Consider the following 14,030-nt stretch of genomic DNA (forward strand, 5'->3'; position numbering starts at 1 on the left):
AATGCTCTGCGGCGGCCGTGGGTCGTCGGCCGGTCAGCGGGCGGTGACGTTTGACACCCCGCCCAGCACCCGGTCCACCAGCGCGTCGGTGTAAGCGTGCGTCAGGGGTGCGGTGCGCAGCAGCCAGCGGTACGTCAGCGGACCGAGCAGCATCTCCACCGTCAGCCGCAGGTCCGTGTCCGGCGCGAGCTGGCCGGCCTCCCGGGCGGTGCGCAACCGAGCCTCGTACAGGGCGAGCTGCGGCTCCAGCAGTTGCTCGGTGAAGCGGGCCCCGAGCTCGGGGTCGGTGGCGCCGGCCGCCGTCAGGGCGCGCGCGGGCGCCTCGTACTTCTCGTCGTTGAACTCGTCGACCGTCGCGCGCAGGACGTGCTTCAGGTCGGCGGCGAGGTCCCCAGTGTCGGGGAAGCCGGTCCACCCGGCCTCCGTCTCGGCGTCTCCGGCGAGGGCGAGGGAGGCTTCGAGGAGGACGGCGGCCTTCGACGGCCACCAGCGGTAGATGGTCTGCTTGCCGACGCCCGCGCGGGCGGCGATGGCCTCGATGGTCAGCTTGTTGTAGCCGACCTCCCCGACCAGGGTGAGCGCGGCGTCGAGGATGGCGCGCCGGGAGCGGTCGCTGCGGCGGGTGGCGTCGGGGGTCTTGGTCATGGCCTGAAAATATCAAAGCGAGACGTCTCGTCTTCTTATGGTCCGGTAAACCACCCAATCGGTTCACTGTGTTGTCCTGGTCGGGGAGAGACGATTCTCTCCAGCACTCGTCCCGAGTCGTGAAAGTCGTGAGGAGCCTTCTTTGCGCAGAGACGCCACACCCCGGCGCTACCTGATGTGCCCACCCGCACACTTCAAGGTCACGTACTCCATCAATCCGTGGATGGATCCCACGAAACCGGTGGACCTGCCCCTCGCACACGCACAGTGGGAAGACCTGAGGGACCGCTACCGCGCCCTCGGCCACACCGTCGAGACCCTGACCCCCGACCCCGAACTGCCCGACATGGTCTTCGCGGCCAACGGCGCCCTGGTCGTCGACGGCCGGGTGCTCGGGGCCCGGTTCGCCTACCCGGAACGCGCCGACGAGGCCGAGATCCACCTCGACTGGTTCCGCAGCCACGGATACCAGGACATCCATGAGCCGTCCCACGTCAACGAGGGCGAGGGCGACTTCGCGGTCACGGCCAGCTACATCCTGGCCGGCCGGGGCTTCCGCTCCAGCCCGCTCTCGCACGACGAGGCCCAGGAGTTCTTCGGCCGCCCGGTCATCGGCCTCGACCTGGTGGACCCGCGCTACTACCACCTGGACACGGCGCTCAGCGTCCTCGACGGCGACGAGGTCATGTACTACCCGGGCGCCTTCTCACCCGGCAGCCAGGGCGTGCTCAGGCGCCTCTTCCCCGACGCGCTGATCGCCGACGGGAGGGACGCGGCCGCCCTCGGCCTGAACGCGGTGTCCGACGGCAGACACGTGCTCCTGCCGCAGGCGGCGACCGGACTGCTGGCGCCACTGCGGGACCGGGGCTTCGAGCCGGTCCCGATGGACCTCGGTGAACTCCTCAAGGGCGGCGGCAGCGTGAAGTGCTGCACCCAGGAGCTGCGCCCCTAACCCTCCTGGGAGGGCGGCCAGGCCTGGCCCCAGTCGGCGTCCCGCGCGGCCTTGTAGAGGTCCCCGTGGCGCTTGGTCACGTTGACCCGGGTCATGCCCTCGCCCTCGGGACCGCACAGTTCCAGCAGGACGAGCCCCTTCCGGATCTGCGGCCTCCGCGTGATCCGGGAGGCGGCCGGCTGCGTCGGGAAGCGGGTCGCGGCGACGTAGCTGAACTTCTCGTCCTCGTAGGGCAGCGAGCCGCCCTTGACCTGCCGGTGCAGGGAGGACCGGCTGACCCGCGCCGAGAAGTGGCACCAGTCCTGGCCGACCTCGATCGGGCACGTCCCGTCGTGCGGGCAGGGGGCGGCGACCCGCAGGCCGGCCTCGATCAGCTGGTCGCGGGCCTCGCGGATGCGCAGGTAGCCCTCCGGGGTGCCCGGCTCGATCAGCACGACGGCCCGGCCGGCCCGCGCCGCCTCGGCGACGACGGCCTTGCGCGCCGCGGGAGTCAGTTCGCCGAGCACGTACGACACCGTCACCAGGTCGGCGTCGGGGAGGTCCAGCCCCGAGCCGATGACGGCCCGCCGCCACTGCGCCCCCCGCAGCGCCTCCGACGGGGAGGCCGCCGCCAGTTCCCGGCCGAGGGCCAGCGCCGGCTCCGCCCAGTCCAGCACCGTGGTCTCCCGCGGGCCGTCCCACGTGGCGTCCACCGCCCAGGTCGCGGCGCCCGTTCCGCCGCCCACGTCCACGTGCGAGCGCGGTGCCCAGCCGGGCGCCGCCTGAGCCAGCCCGTCCAGCGCGGCCCGTACGGCCTCGAAGGTGGCCGGCATCCGGTACGCCGCGTACGCGGCCACGTCGGAGCGGTCGCGCAGCACGGGTGTGTCGGTGGGGGTCTGCCCCCGGTAGCTGGCGATGAGCCGCTCGACGGCGGCCACGGCCTGCTTCGGGGGGAGGCCGTCGAGGAGGCCGCCGAGGGCGGTGCGGAGGGTCTCGGCGGGGGTGGGGGCGAAGGCGTTCACCTGGGAAGTTTACGGCGCGCGCCGGGTGGGCCGAAGCTGCGCCGGGGTCCGGGGTCCAGCCCCCGACCCCGGCGGGGCCGAACGATCGGGGCTCAGCCCCGGGCCCCGCGCCTCAAACGCCGGCGGGGCCGGGGTTGGCGGGGCCGGGGGAGGGCCTCAGGTGATCGAATCGCTTCGGGTCTGCCATGGGCGGCAGAGGAAGAGGAAGGAGCTCAGGGCCAGAAGGGAGCAGGCCAGCTGGACCACTGCCATCGGCACGGCCGTGTCCTCGCCCGCGATTCCCACCAGCGGTGAGGCGATCGCGCCGACCAGGAACGAGGAGGTGCCGAGCAGTGCGGAGGCCGAACCGGCCGCGTGCGGGGTCCGCATCAGGGCCTGTGCGTTGGTGTTCGGCAGGACGATGCCCATCGCCGACATCAGCACGAACAGCGCCGCGGCGACCGGGATCAGCCCGACCTCCCCGAACACCCCGGTCGACATCAGCAGCAGGGACACCGCTGCGGTCAAGACGATCGCGAGTCCGACGGCCAGGGTCTTGTCCAGGCTGACCCGGCCGACCAGCAGCTTGCCGTTGATCTGGCCGACGCCGATCAGGCCGACGGAATTGAGGCCGAAGAGCAGGGCGAAGGACTGCGGCGAAGCCCCGTAGATCTCCTGCATCACGAAGGGGGAGGCGGCGATGTAGGAGAAGAGGACGGCGAAGGCGAAGCCGCCGGTCAGGGTGTAGCCGGTGAACACGCGGTCGCCGAGCAGCCCGCGCATGGTCCGCAGGGCGGAGCCGACGCCGCCGGTGTGCCGCCGCTCGGGCGGCAGGGTCTCGCCGAGGCCGCGCCAGACCAGCAGGGTGAGCACGGCGCCGACGGCGGTGAGGACGACGAACACCCCGCGCCAGTCGGAGAAGCGGAGGACCTGGCCGCCGATGAGCGGGGCGACGATCGGGGCGGCCCCGGATATGAGCATCAGGGTGGAGAAGAAGCGGGCCATCTCGTCACCGTCGTACAGGTCGCGTACGACGGCCCGTGCGATGACGACGGCGGCGGCGCCGGCCAGGCCCTGGAGCAGCCGGAACGCGATCAGCAGCTCCGCGGTCGGGGCGAGGGCGCATATCGCGGTCGCCAGGACGTAGACGACCATGCCGGCGAGCAGGGGCCGGCGGCGGCCCCACTGGTCGCTCATCGGGCCGATGACGAGCTGGCCCAGGGCCATGCCGGCGAGGCAGGCGGTGAGGGTGAGCTGGATCGTCGCGGCCGGGCTGTTCAGGACGTCGGTGACCTGCGGCAGGGCCGGCAGGTACATGTCCATGGACAGCGGCGGGAGGGCGGAGAGCCCGCCGAGTACGAAGGTGACGAGCAGGCCCGTGCGGCGTGCGGCCGTCAGGGGCGCCGTGGTGGTGGGGGAGGGCGATTCGGGCGACGAGTCGTGCGAGGGTGCCGTCGCGGGGCCTCTCTCCGGCATGCGGAACTCCAGTCTTCTCATCTGCTTTGGTGCACCCCTGACCGGCCCATGCTCTCAGCAATCGGAACGTCCCGGGACCGGAGCGCGCTGTGACGTACCCTGCGGCCCCATGGACGAAAGTACGAAGAAGATCGCCGTGGTGACCGGCGCCGGCTCCGGCATCGGCCGCTCCGTGGCGCTGACCCTGGCCGCGGCGGGCTGGGCCGTGGCCGTGGCCGGCCGCCGGACCGAGCCGCTGGAGGAGACCGCCAAGGCGGCCGGGGACGGCGCGGACGTCCTCTGCGTACGGGCGGACGTGAGCGCCCCGGACGACGTGGCTGCGCTGTTCGAGTCAGTACGGGCCAGGTACGGACGCCTCGACCTGCTCTTCAACAACGCGGGCACCTTCGGGCCGGGTGGGGTCCCGCTGGAGGACCTCACCTACGAGGCCTGGCGCTCGGTCGTGGACGTCAACCTGACCGGGTCCTTCCTCTGCGCGCAGGCCGCCTTCCGGCAGATGAAGCAGCAGGACCCGCAGGGCGGCCGCATCATCAACAACGGCTCCATCTCGGCGCACGTGCCGCGCCCCCACTCCATCGCCTACACCGCGACGAAGCACGCGATGACCGGCCTGACGAAGTCCCTGTCGCTGGACGGGCGGCCGTACCGGATCGCCTGCGGCCAGATCGACATCGGCAACGCGGCGACCGAGATGACCGAGCGGATGCAGACCGGCATCCTCCAGGCCAACGGGCAGCTGGCCGTCGAACCGGTGATGGACGCCGCCGACGTGGCCCGCACCGTCCTGCACATGGCGGACCTCCCGCTGGAGGCGAACGTGCAGTTCGCGACGGTGATGGCGACGTCGATGCCGTACATCGGCCGCGGCTGAGCCGTGCCCGGAACCCCGTTGCCAGAGCGCGGGCACGGAGCCGATCATGACCACATGACCGATATCGAGGTACTGCGTTACACCGCCTTCTCCCGCGACCCGGACGGCGGCAACCCCGCCGGGGTCGTGCTCGACGCGGCCGGGCTGGACGCGCAGACGATGGGGGAGATCGCCGCCGGGCTGGGATACAGCGAGACGGCCTTCCTCACCGCGCCGCCCGAGGACCTCGGCGGCGAGCAGGGCCGGTCCTTCACGGTGCGCTACTTCAGCCCGAAGGCGGAGGTCCCCTTCTGCGGGCACGCGACCGTGGCCACCGCCGTGGCGCTCGCGGAGCGGATCGGGCCGGGGGAGCTCCTGTTCGCCACCCGGGCGGGGACCGTGCCGGTGTCCGTCACCTCGCAGGACGGACGGCTGCGGGCCACGCTGACCAGCGTCGAGCCGCACACCGAGGACATCGGCGCGGCCGACCTCGCCGAGGCACTGGCCGCGCTGGACTGGCCGCAGACCGACCTGGACCCGGCGTTCCCGCCCAGGATCGCCTACGCCGGGGCTCGGCACCTGGTGCTCGGCGCGGCCACCCGGGCCAGGCTCGCGGACCTCGCGTACGACTTCGCCCGGCTGGAGGCCCTGATGCGGCGCCTGGACCTCACCACGGTGCAGCTGGTGTACCGGGCGGGCCCGGCGCAGTTCCACGTACGGGACCCTTTCCCGGTCGGAGGCGTCGTGGAGGACCCCGCCACGGGAGCCGCCGCGGCCGCCTTCGGTGCGTACGCGCGGGAACTCGGCCTGGTGCCGGCGGACGCCGTGCTGACCCTCCACCAGGGCGAGGACCTGGGCCGCCCGGGCGTGCTCACGGTGGAACTGCGCGACGGCGACCCGCGCGTGCGGGTGGGCGGAGAGGGCGTACGGATCGCGTGAGCGCGTACACCGGCGGGGGCCGAGCCCGTGCGGTGCCACCGCCAGGGGCTCCGCCCCCGGACGCCCGCGCCTCAAGCGCCGGCGGGGCTGGAATGTCCCCGCGGACGGCGTGCGCCGAATCCGGCTCGTCCGGCGCGTGGGGATAGCGGGGTCCCTGGAGGAGCCCCGGCCGCGGTGACGCGCCCGCGGGTCCTCGGCGGAGGCTGGAGGTGAGCCGCGGCATGCGGGTGCTCGGATTCGCCGAGGCGGACGTGCCCGTGGCGCCGGCCCGCCGGCTCGCGGCGCTGGAGGCGGACGTGTGGCCGGGGTCGACGCCGGGTCATGACCCGGCGCTCGTCCCGCGGGTGATGCTGCTGGTCGACGCGGCCGGGGTGGTGGCCGCCTCGCTGGCCCTGCTGTACAAGGAGATCCCGCTCGCGGGGCGGACGTACCGGGCGGCCGGACTCAGTGCGGTCGTCACCCGGCCGGAGCTGCGGGGCCGCGGACACGGCGGCCGGCTCGTGGCCGCGGCGCGCGCGGAGCCGGCGGCGGACCGGGCCGTGGACGTGGCGCTGTTCAGCTGCGACCGGCCGCTGGCGCCGTTCTACGAGGCGGCCGGCTTCGCGCAGCTGCCCGGCACGGTGCTGGTGGGCGGAACCCCCGGGGATCCGCTGGCCACCGACGCCCCGGGCTTCGACAAGGTGGTGGTGGCGGACTTCTTCACGGACACCCCGGACCGGGACCGCGCGGCCTTCACCGGCGTCCGCGTCCCGCTCCACTCCGGACCCGTCGACCGGCTGTGATGACGGCCTGCGGGCGGTCACCCCAACCGGCCCGCCGGTCTTCCGCTCGTTCGTCCTGCCGGTCGTTCGTCCAGCACGTCAGCACGTCAGCACGTCAGCAGGCCAGCCGGTCAACCGGTCAGCCGGCGGGCGTGGCGTCCGCGGGCTGCGCCTGTGCGACGGCCGGGCGGCGGCGGTCGGCGAAGAACAGCACCAGCACCGGGACCACGTAGAGCACCCACACCGTGAGCTGCAGGACTGTGGGGTCCGGCTGGAAGTTGAAGACGCCCTTGAGCACGGTCCCGTACCAGCTGTCCGGCGGGACGGCGCCGCTGACGTCGAAGGCCTTGTCGGCGAGGCCGCCCAGGAAGCGGGCCTCCTGCAGGTCGTGGATCCCGTACGCGAGCACGCCCGCCGCCACGATCACCAGCATCCCGCCGGTCCACTGGAAGAACTTCGCCAGATTGATCTTCAGGGCGCCCCGGTAGAAGAGGTACCCCAGCACGATCGCCGTGGCGATGCCCAGCAGCACGCCGATCAGCGGGGTCGAGGAGCCCTCGCCGCTGGCCCGTACCGACGCCCACACGAACAGCGCGGTCTCCAGCCCCTCGCGGCCGACGGCCAGGAAGGCGGTGGCGACCAGCGCCCCGGTGCCCATGGCCAGCGCCGCGTCGAGCTTGCCGTGCAGCTCGGCCCTCAGATGGCGCGCGGTGCGCTTCATCCAGAAGACCATCCACGTCACCAGGCACACGGAGACGATCGACAGACTGCCGCCCAGCAGCTCCTGCGCCTCGAAGGTCAGCTCCTGGGTGCCGAATTCCAGCATCGCGCCGAAGCCGAGCGAGATCGCGCAGGCGATCGCGATGCCGAGCCACACGGGACGCAGGGCGTCCCGGCGCTTGGTCTTCACCAGGTACGCGACGAGGATGCAGACGACCAGGCTGGCCTCCAGCCCCTCGCGCAGGCCGATCAGATAGTTGCCGAACACGGCGGTTCTTCCTCTCCGGCGGGGACTACGCGAACAGCGTCCGGCCCCACCAGTCGTCCTGGTCGCGGACGCCCGGCGGGACGGCGAAGACGGCCGAACCCACATGCTGGATGTATTCGTTGAGGACGTCGGACTTCGCCAGGCTGCGCTGGATCGGGATGAAGCCCTTGCGGACGTCGCGCTGGTAGGCGAGGAAGAACAGGCCCGCGTCGAGGCGGCCCAGACCGTCCGTGCCGTCGGTGAAGGAGTAGCCGCGGCGCAGGATCGTCGCACCGTTGTTGGTGTCCGGGTGCGCGAGGCGGACGTGCGCCTCCGGCTTCATCGCCTTGAGGAAGGGCTCGTCGCGCTCCTTGGACTTGCCGACGGGGGCGCCCTCGCCTTTGTCGCGGCCGAAGATGTCCTCCTGCTCCCCGAGGGGGGTGCGGTCCCAGGTCTCGATGTTCATCCGGATCCGGCGGGCCACCAGGTACGAGCCGCCGGTCAGCCAGTCGCTGCCGTCGCCCGCGCCGACCCACACGTGCCGGTCCAGAGCGGCCCTGTCGCTGCCCGAGATGTTCCGGGTGCCGTCCTTGAAGCCCATCATGTTGCGCGGGGTCTGCTCGTCGGGCGTGGTCGACGAGGTCTTGCCGAAGCCCAGCTGCGACCAGCGCACCGCCGTCCTGCCGAACCCGATGCGGGCCAGCTGGCGGATCGCGTGCACGGCGACCTGCGGGTCGTCGGCGCAGGCCTGGACGCAGAGGTCGCCGCCGGAGCGGGCCGGGTCCAGGTTGTCGCCGGGGAACAGCTCCAGGTCCACCAGTGCCTCGGGGCGCCTGCCCTCCAGGCCGAAGCGGTCCTTGGCGAACAGGCCCGGCCCGAAGCCGATGGTCAGGGTGAGCCGGGAGGCCTTCAGGCCCAGCGCCTCGCCCGTGTCGTCCGGCGGGGCCTCCGGGAGGCCGCCGAAGCCGCCTTCGCCGACCGGTTGACCGGCCGTCATCAGCCGGGCCGCCGCAGTCCACTCCTTGAGGAGCGCGATCAGCTCCGCGCGGTCCTTCGTCTTCACGTCGAAGGCCGCGAAGTGCAGGCGGTCCTGCACGGCGCTCGCGATACCGGCCTGGTGCTCGCCGTGGAACGGTACGGCCGCCCCGGCGGCGGCCGCCGACACCATGTCCGAGCGGCCGCCGAAGGCCACCGCCGCGCCGCCGGCCCCGGCGGCGCCGAGCGCGAGCCCGGCCCCGCCCCAGCCCAGCACCGCGCGCCGCGAGGGCGAGGATGTCGCCGCGGATGTCGCCGCGGACGTCGCAGCAGGCGTCACCGCGGACTCGCCGCCGTCCTGCCGCGGCTGCTGCCGAGCAGTCATCTCCGACCTCGACTCCGACTCCGACCCCGACTCGGTCATCGTGCCCTCCCGCCTGCTTCCGTCCCCGCCCGTTACTTCGCGACCGCGGCGGCGAGCTTGGAGAGCGGCTCGGCGAGCGCGTTGACGCCGTCCGAGAGCTCCTTGCGCTCCGCCTCGCCGACCTTGTCGTACGAGGTGAACTCGTAGGAGGTCTTGTCCGCGCGGTACTTGTCCAGCAGCGTGTTCAGAGCCGTGAACTGGGCGTCGAGCTGCTTCGCCAGCTCCGGGTCGTTCTTCGAGGCGATCGGCTTGAGCAGCTCGTACGCCTTCTGCGCGCCCTCGACGTTGGCCTTGAAGTCGACCAGGTCGGTGTGGGAGTACCGCTCCTCCTCACCCGTGACCTTGCCGGTGGCGACCTCGTCCAGGAGCTCCTTGGCGCCGTTGGCGATCGAGGTGGGGGTGATCTCCGCCTGGCCGACCTTCTTCTGCCAGTCGGTCAGGTCCGCCATCAGGGTGTCGGCGAGCGTCTTCTCCGCGTCGCCGATCGCGTTGTCGGCCCACAGGGCCTTCTCCAGGCGGTGCCAGCCGGTCCAGTCCTTCGCGGGGTCCTGGCCGGCCTCCAGGCCGTCCTCGCGGACGTCGACCTTCGGGTCGATGTCGCCGAAGGACTCGGCGACCGGCTCGGTGCGCTCCCAGCCGATGCGGGAGGGCGCGTACGCCTTCTTCGCGGCCTCGATGTCGCCGGCCTTGACCGCGTCGGCGAAGGCCTGCGCCTTGGGGAGGGTCTCCTCGGCCTGCGTGACCACGTACGCGCGGTAGGCGGCGACCGCGGCGTCCATCTCGGGGCTGCGCTTCTGCTCGCCGCCCTGGCCGCCGGTGGCCTTGACCTTCTGGGCTATGCCCTCACCCTTCATGCCGGGCTTGCAGACGATCTCGTAGTCGCCCGCCTTGATCTCGGCGGTGATGGAGGCCTTGGTGCCGGGGCCGATGTTCTCGCGCTCGGTCACGATGCGGGCGTCCGGGAAGAGGACGTAGACCTCGGTGACCTTGGAGCCCTTGTTCTCGACGTCGATCTGCACCTTGCCCGACGGGAACTCCGTCTTCGACACGTCACAGGCGCTGTCGGAGGCCGCGACCTTGATCGCGCCGTCGCCGCCCGCGTCGCTTTTCTGGGAGCAGCCGGTGACGGCGGTCAGAGCGGCGGCCACGGAGGCTGCGGCGATGACGGTGAGGCGGGCGGGGCGCATGGCGGGCTCCTGGGCGTCGGACGAAGGGCCGTCCCGAGCGGGGAGAGGCCGGTGAGGCGGACCTAACTTAACCGAGGCTTACCTGACGCATACCCACCCGTACAGTGATTCGGCTCTCACGTTTCCGGGCCGGACACGGAGCCGTCACGGGCCCTCCACGGCCACCCCATGGGCCGGTCAAATCGCGGTCAAACCCGGGTCGGCGGGCCACGGTTCGGGGGGGCTGGTTCGGCGGGTTCGGACGGTCAGGACGGTGCGGCTGGTTCGGACGGTGCGACCGGCGCGGCCGGTTCGGACGGCGCGGCCGCGCGTACGGGGACCACGAGCGGGGCCCCGGTGCGGGGGTGCGGGAGCACTTCCACCGGCTGCCGGTAGACCCGGCTGAGCAGCGCGTCCTCGAACACCTCGGCGGGCGGGCCCTCCGCGGCGATCCGCCCGTCGTGCAGGACGGCGACCCGGTCCGCGTGGGCGGCGGCCAGCCCCAGGTCGTGCAGGACGACGACGACCGCGTCACCGGCCTCCGCCCGCTCCCGGCAGATGCGCAGCACGAGTTCCTGGTGGCGCAGGTCGAGGGCGGCGGTGGGCTCGTCGAGCAGCAACAGCGGGGCCCGTTGGGCCAGTACGCGGGCCAGCGCGACCCGCGCCCGCTCACCGCCGGAAAGGGCGGAGAACGGGCGCGCGGCGAAGTCGGTGACCTCGGTGGCGGCCATGGCGGTGGCCACCGCCCGGTCGTCGTCCTCGGCACAGGGGGTGCCGGCCCAGGGCGCGCGGCCCATCCGTACGACCTCCTCCACCCGGAAGGGGAAGGACAGCGCGGCCGACTGGGGCAGGACGGAGCGGCGCAGTGCGAGATCCGGGGCGCTCCAGTCGCCCACCGGGCGGCCGTCGATCCGGATCTGCCCGGAGGCGGCGGGCAGGTCGGCGGCGAGGGCGGCCAACAGCGTGGACTTGCCGGCCCCGTTCGGGCCGACCAAGGCCAGCACCTCACCGGCGCGGGCGGTCAGGTCGATGCCGGCGAGGACCTCGCGCTCCCCGAGCCGGACGTGCAGGGCCTCGATTTCGGCGAAGGCGTCACCCGGGCCGGGCCGGGCCGGGACGGTCCTGCGCGTGCGGGTGAGCAATCCGCTCAGCCTGCCGGTCACGCCCAGCCTCCTTGCTTGCGGCGGGTGCGGCGCAGCATCCAGAAGAAGAACGGGCTGCCGATCAGGGCGGTCAGTACACCGAGCGGCAGCTCGGCGGGCTGGGCGAGGGTGCGGGCGGCGAGGTCGCCCGCGACCAGGACGACGGCGCCGGCGAGGGCGCTGCCGGGGACCAGGAAGCGGTGGCCGGGGCCGTTGGCCATGCGCAGAAGGTGCGGGACGAGGAGGCCGATGAAGGTGATGACACCGGCGACGGCGACGGCGGCGGCGGTGAGCAGCGCGACGACCAGGATGAGGGCGAGGCGCAGCCGCTCCACGTCGATGCCCAGGTGGCGGGCGGGCCGTTCGCCGAGCGCGAGGAGGTCGAGCCGGCGGGCGTAGAAGGGGGCGATGAGCAGGCCGGCGAGGGCGCAGGGGAGGACGGCGAGCACCTTGGGCCAGGTGGCCTGGGCGAGGGAGCCGAGCTGCCAGAAGGTGATCTGGTTGACCTGGCCGCTGTCCGCGAAGAAGACGAACAGGCCGATGAGGGCGCCGGCGAAGGCGTTGACGGCGATACCGGTGAGGATGAGGGTGACGACCTCGGTCCTCCCGCCGTTGCGGGAGAGGAGGTAGACGGAGCTGACGGTGATCAGGCCCGCGACGAACGCGCAGACGGTGATGGTCCAGTTGCCGAAGAAGCTGAGGCCGAGGCTGATGGCGGCGACCGCGCCGACGGCGGCGCCGGCCGAGATCCCGATGACGCCGGGTTCGGCGAGCGGGTTGCCGAAGACGCCCTGCATGAGCGCGCCCGCGCAGCCGAGGCAGGCGCCGACGAGCAGGGCGAGGGCGACGCGGGGGAGGCGTACGTTCCACAGCACGCTCTCACCGACCCGGTCGAGGGGGGTGCCGCCGAGGCCCAGGCGGTGCTGGACGGAGCCGAGTACGTCGCCGAGGGGGATGTCGTAGGCGCCGACTCCTGCGGAGAGCAGGGCGAGCAGGAGCAGGGTGGTGAGGAGCGCGGCGGTGAGCAGCGGAGCCGTTTGCCTGCGGCGGGGCTTGGCGAGGCCGGGTTCGGCGGGTTCGGCGGATTTGTAGGGTTCGGCGGTGGCTTCGGCGGTGGCGGGGCCGGCTGCCTCGGGCAAGGGGGCCGTGGTGGGGCCGGTTCCGCCGGGGCCGTGCGCGCGCCGGGGCGTCTCCTCGGGCGCCGAACGTGGCGGGGGGTCGGAGAGCTGGGCGGAAGTGCGTTCGGCGCCCTGCGGGGATCGCCCCGGCACACGCCCGACCGCGTCGGAACCGGTGGCCGGGTTGCCTGTCGGGGTCCGGTTGGCGGTGGCAGGCCGGCCCGTTGGCGGTTCTGTGTTCGGGCCGGTGGCGCCTTTCGGGGATCGCCCCGGCATACTTCCGACCCCGTCGGAACCGGTGGCCGAATTGCCTGTCGGGGTTGGGCCGGTGGTGGCAGGCCGGCCCGTTGGCGGTTCTGTGTTCGGGCCGGTGGTGCCTTTCGGGGATCGCCCCGGCACACTTCCGACCCCGTCGGAACCGGTGGCCGGGTTGCCTGTCGGGGTCCGGTTGGTGGTGGCAGGCCGGCCCGTTGGCGGTTCTGTGTTCGGGCCGGTGGTGCCCTGCGGGGATCGCCCCGGCGTGCTCCCCGCCTCGTCGGAACCGGTGGGGGCGGGCACGTGGGGGGTTCGTGTGGTTTCGGGGTCGTGGAGGGGCACCTCAGGCGGCCTTGCCGTAGAGCTGGGCGATCAGCGAGGACAGCACCTGGTCGGTGCGCGGGCCGTAGTTGAGCAGGACGCCGTCGTCGACGGTGACCACCCGGCGGTCCATGCCGGCCGGGGTCTGCGCGACGCCCGGGATCTTGACCAGGCCGTCGACGCCGCCGACCGATTCGAGGCCCTTGGACATGACGAGGATCGCGTCGGGCGCGGCGGCCGCCAGGGCTTCGCTGGTGATCGGGGTGAAGTCCTTGCCGAGCCCGGACTCCTTGCCGGTGTCGACCGCACCGGCCGCCTCCAGCAGGGAGGCGGCGCCGGAGTCCGATCCGCCGAGGAGATAGACGGACGCGGTGCCGCGCAAGTACAGGAAGGCCACCCGGGGCTGCTTCTGCGAAGCGGCCGGAATGTCCTTGCGGGCGGCGGCGATCCGGGCGGCGGTGCGCTGGTTCAGCTGGGTGCCCGCCTCCTTGACGCCGAGCGCCGAGGCCACCGCGTCGATCCGCTTCGGTACGTCGTCCAGTGCCTTGGCGGGAGCGATGACCAGGACCGGGATGCCGGCGTCGCGGATCTGCTGAATCGCTTCTGCGGGACCGCTCGTGGTCTCCGCCAGCACCAGCGTCGGGCGCAGCGAGAGCACGCTCTCCGCGGAGACGTCGTGGCCACGCGTCACCACCGGCAGCTGGGCGGCCTGTTCGAAGGTGGCGGTGATGTCCCGGGCGACGACCTGCCCGCCGAGGCCCAGCGTGTGGACGATCTCGTTGAGGCTGCCGGTCAGCGGGACCACCCGGTCCGCGGAGGCGACGGTGACCTGGGCGCCGTCGGCCGAGGGCACGGTCACCGGCAGGGCGGGTACGGGCACCGCGGGGAGCGGCTCCACCCGGTCCGGCGCGGCGGCCCGGGTGGGGGCGGATGCGCCCGGGGTGGTGGCCGTGCCTCCGCAGGCCGTCAGCGCCCAGGCCAGTGCTGCCACGGCAAGGGCGAGGCGGGGAAAGCGGTGTGACGCGGCGGGCGTAGGCACGAAGGCACCGTCCTGGTCGT

General features: G+C 73.1%; 13 protein-coding genes. 4 read left to right on the forward strand and 9 right to left on the reverse strand.

Going from position 1 to position 14,030, the window contains the following annotated elements:
• Positions 1-33: 33 nt before the first annotated feature.
• Entirely contained in the window at positions 34-645 is a 612-nt protein-coding gene (locus ACWGIF_RS23535; RefSeq protein WP_453500411.1) for a TetR/AcrR family transcriptional regulator, read from the reverse strand.
• Positions 646-721: 76 nt separating this feature from the next.
• Between ACWGIF_RS23535 and ddaH the strand changes: the two genes are divergently transcribed.
• Positions 722-1,597: a dimethylargininase gene (gene ddaH, locus ACWGIF_RS23540; protein ID WP_453500468.1), complete on the forward strand. Its 876-nt coding sequence runs from the start codon at positions 722-724 to the stop codon at positions 1,595-1,597.
• Here ddaH and ACWGIF_RS23545 read toward each other — a convergent pair.
• Together ACWGIF_RS23545 and ACWGIF_RS23550 are read right to left on the reverse strand one after the other, a co-directional pair.
• Positions 1,594-2,598, reverse strand: coding sequence for a small ribosomal subunit Rsm22 family protein (locus ACWGIF_RS23545; protein ID WP_453500414.1), 1,005 nt, complete (start codon positions 2,596-2,598; stop codon positions 1,594-1,596). The genes ddaH and ACWGIF_RS23545 overlap by 4 nt on opposite strands.
• A gap of 156 nt (positions 2,599-2,754) precedes the next feature.
• Positions 2,755-4,053, reverse strand: coding sequence for a Bcr/CflA family multidrug efflux MFS transporter (locus ACWGIF_RS23550; protein WP_453500416.1), 1,299 nt, complete (start codon positions 4,051-4,053; stop codon positions 2,755-2,757).
• Between the two features lie 109 nt (positions 4,054-4,162).
• On the opposite strand from ACWGIF_RS23550, the gene ACWGIF_RS23555 reads away from it, so the two are divergent.
• The 3 genes from ACWGIF_RS23555 to ACWGIF_RS23565 all read left to right on the forward strand — a co-directional run bounded on the left by ACWGIF_RS23555 (position 4,163) and on the right by ACWGIF_RS23565 (position 6,624).
• On the forward strand, positions 4,163-4,924 hold the full coding sequence (locus tag ACWGIF_RS23555) for an SDR family oxidoreductase (protein ID WP_453500418.1): 762 nt from the start codon (positions 4,163-4,165) through the stop codon (positions 4,922-4,924).
• Positions 4,925-4,978: 54 nt separating this feature from the next.
• Positions 4,979-5,842, forward strand: a complete 864-nt coding sequence (locus tag ACWGIF_RS23560; RefSeq protein ID WP_453500420.1) for a PhzF family phenazine biosynthesis protein — start codon at positions 4,979-4,981, stop codon at positions 5,840-5,842.
• A 209-nt stretch (positions 5,843-6,051) separates the two neighbouring features.
• Positions 6,052-6,624: a GNAT family N-acetyltransferase gene (locus ACWGIF_RS23565; protein WP_453500422.1), complete on the forward strand. Its 573-nt coding sequence runs from the start codon at positions 6,052-6,054 to the stop codon at positions 6,622-6,624.
• Between the two features lie 118 nt (positions 6,625-6,742).
• On the opposite strand, the gene efeU is transcribed toward ACWGIF_RS23565, so the two are convergent.
• The 6 genes from efeU to ACWGIF_RS23595 all read right to left on the reverse strand — a co-directional run bounded on the left by efeU (position 6,743) and on the right by ACWGIF_RS23595 (position 14,010).
• A complete protein-coding gene (gene efeU / locus ACWGIF_RS23570; protein WP_453500424.1) occupies positions 6,743-7,591 on the reverse strand; it encodes an iron uptake transporter permease EfeU in 849 nt (282 codons plus the stop codon).
• Between the two features lie 25 nt (positions 7,592-7,616).
• On the reverse strand, positions 7,617-8,930 hold the full coding sequence (gene efeB / locus ACWGIF_RS23575) for an iron uptake transporter deferrochelatase/peroxidase subunit (protein ID WP_453500426.1): 1,314 nt from the start codon (positions 8,928-8,930) through the stop codon (positions 7,617-7,619).
• A 71-nt stretch (positions 8,931-9,001) separates the two neighbouring features.
• Positions 9,002-10,156 carry an iron uptake system protein EfeO gene (efeO, locus tag ACWGIF_RS23580; RefSeq protein ID WP_453500428.1) on the reverse strand — a complete coding sequence of 385 codons (1,155 nt, stop codon included), beginning with the start codon at positions 10,154-10,156 and terminating at the stop codon, positions 9,002-9,004.
• 245 nt (positions 10,157-10,401) lie between these two features.
• Positions 10,402-11,277 (reverse strand): heme ABC transporter ATP-binding protein, encoded by an 876-nt coding sequence (locus ACWGIF_RS23585; protein ID WP_453500470.1) that lies wholly within the window; start codon positions 11,275-11,277, stop codon positions 10,402-10,404.
• Positions 11,278-11,294: 17 nt separating this feature from the next.
• Positions 11,295-12,416, reverse strand: coding sequence for a FecCD family ABC transporter permease (locus ACWGIF_RS23590; RefSeq protein WP_453500430.1), 1,122 nt, complete (start codon positions 12,414-12,416; stop codon positions 11,295-11,297).
• 577 nt (positions 12,417-12,993) lie between these two features.
• The gene (locus ACWGIF_RS23595; protein WP_453500432.1) at positions 12,994-14,010 is read right to left on the reverse strand and encodes a heme/hemin ABC transporter substrate-binding protein; all 1,017 of its coding nucleotides are present in this window, start codon (positions 14,008-14,010) and stop codon (positions 12,994-12,996) included.
• Positions 14,011-14,030 lie beyond the last annotated feature (20 nt).

Source organism: Streptomyces sp. NPDC054849 (genome assembly GCF_053610945.1).

What these genes read in the sequence shown, in the direction of transcription:
- ACWGIF_RS23550 (WP_453500416.1), bottom strand. Translation starts at nt 4,053, where the DNA reads ATGCCGGAGAGAGGCCCCGCGACGGCACCCTCGCACGACTCGTCGCCC.
- ACWGIF_RS23535 (WP_453500411.1), bottom strand. Translation starts at nt 645, where the DNA reads ATGACCAAGACCCCCGACGCCACCCGCCGCAGCGACCGCTCCCGGCGC.
- ACWGIF_RS23560 (WP_453500420.1), top strand. Translation starts at nt 4,979, where the DNA reads ATGACCGATATCGAGGTACTGCGTTACACCGCCTTCTCCCGCGACCCG.
- efeO (WP_453500428.1), bottom strand. Translation starts at nt 10,156, where the DNA reads ATGCGCCCCGCCCGCCTCACCGTCATCGCCGCAGCCTCCGTGGCCGCC.
- ACWGIF_RS23555 (WP_453500418.1), top strand. Translation starts at nt 4,163, where the DNA reads ATGGACGAAAGTACGAAGAAGATCGCCGTGGTGACCGGCGCCGGCTCC.
- efeB (WP_453500426.1), bottom strand. Translation starts at nt 8,930, where the DNA reads ATGACTGCTCGGCAGCAGCCGCGGCAGGACGGCGGCGAGTCCGCGGTG.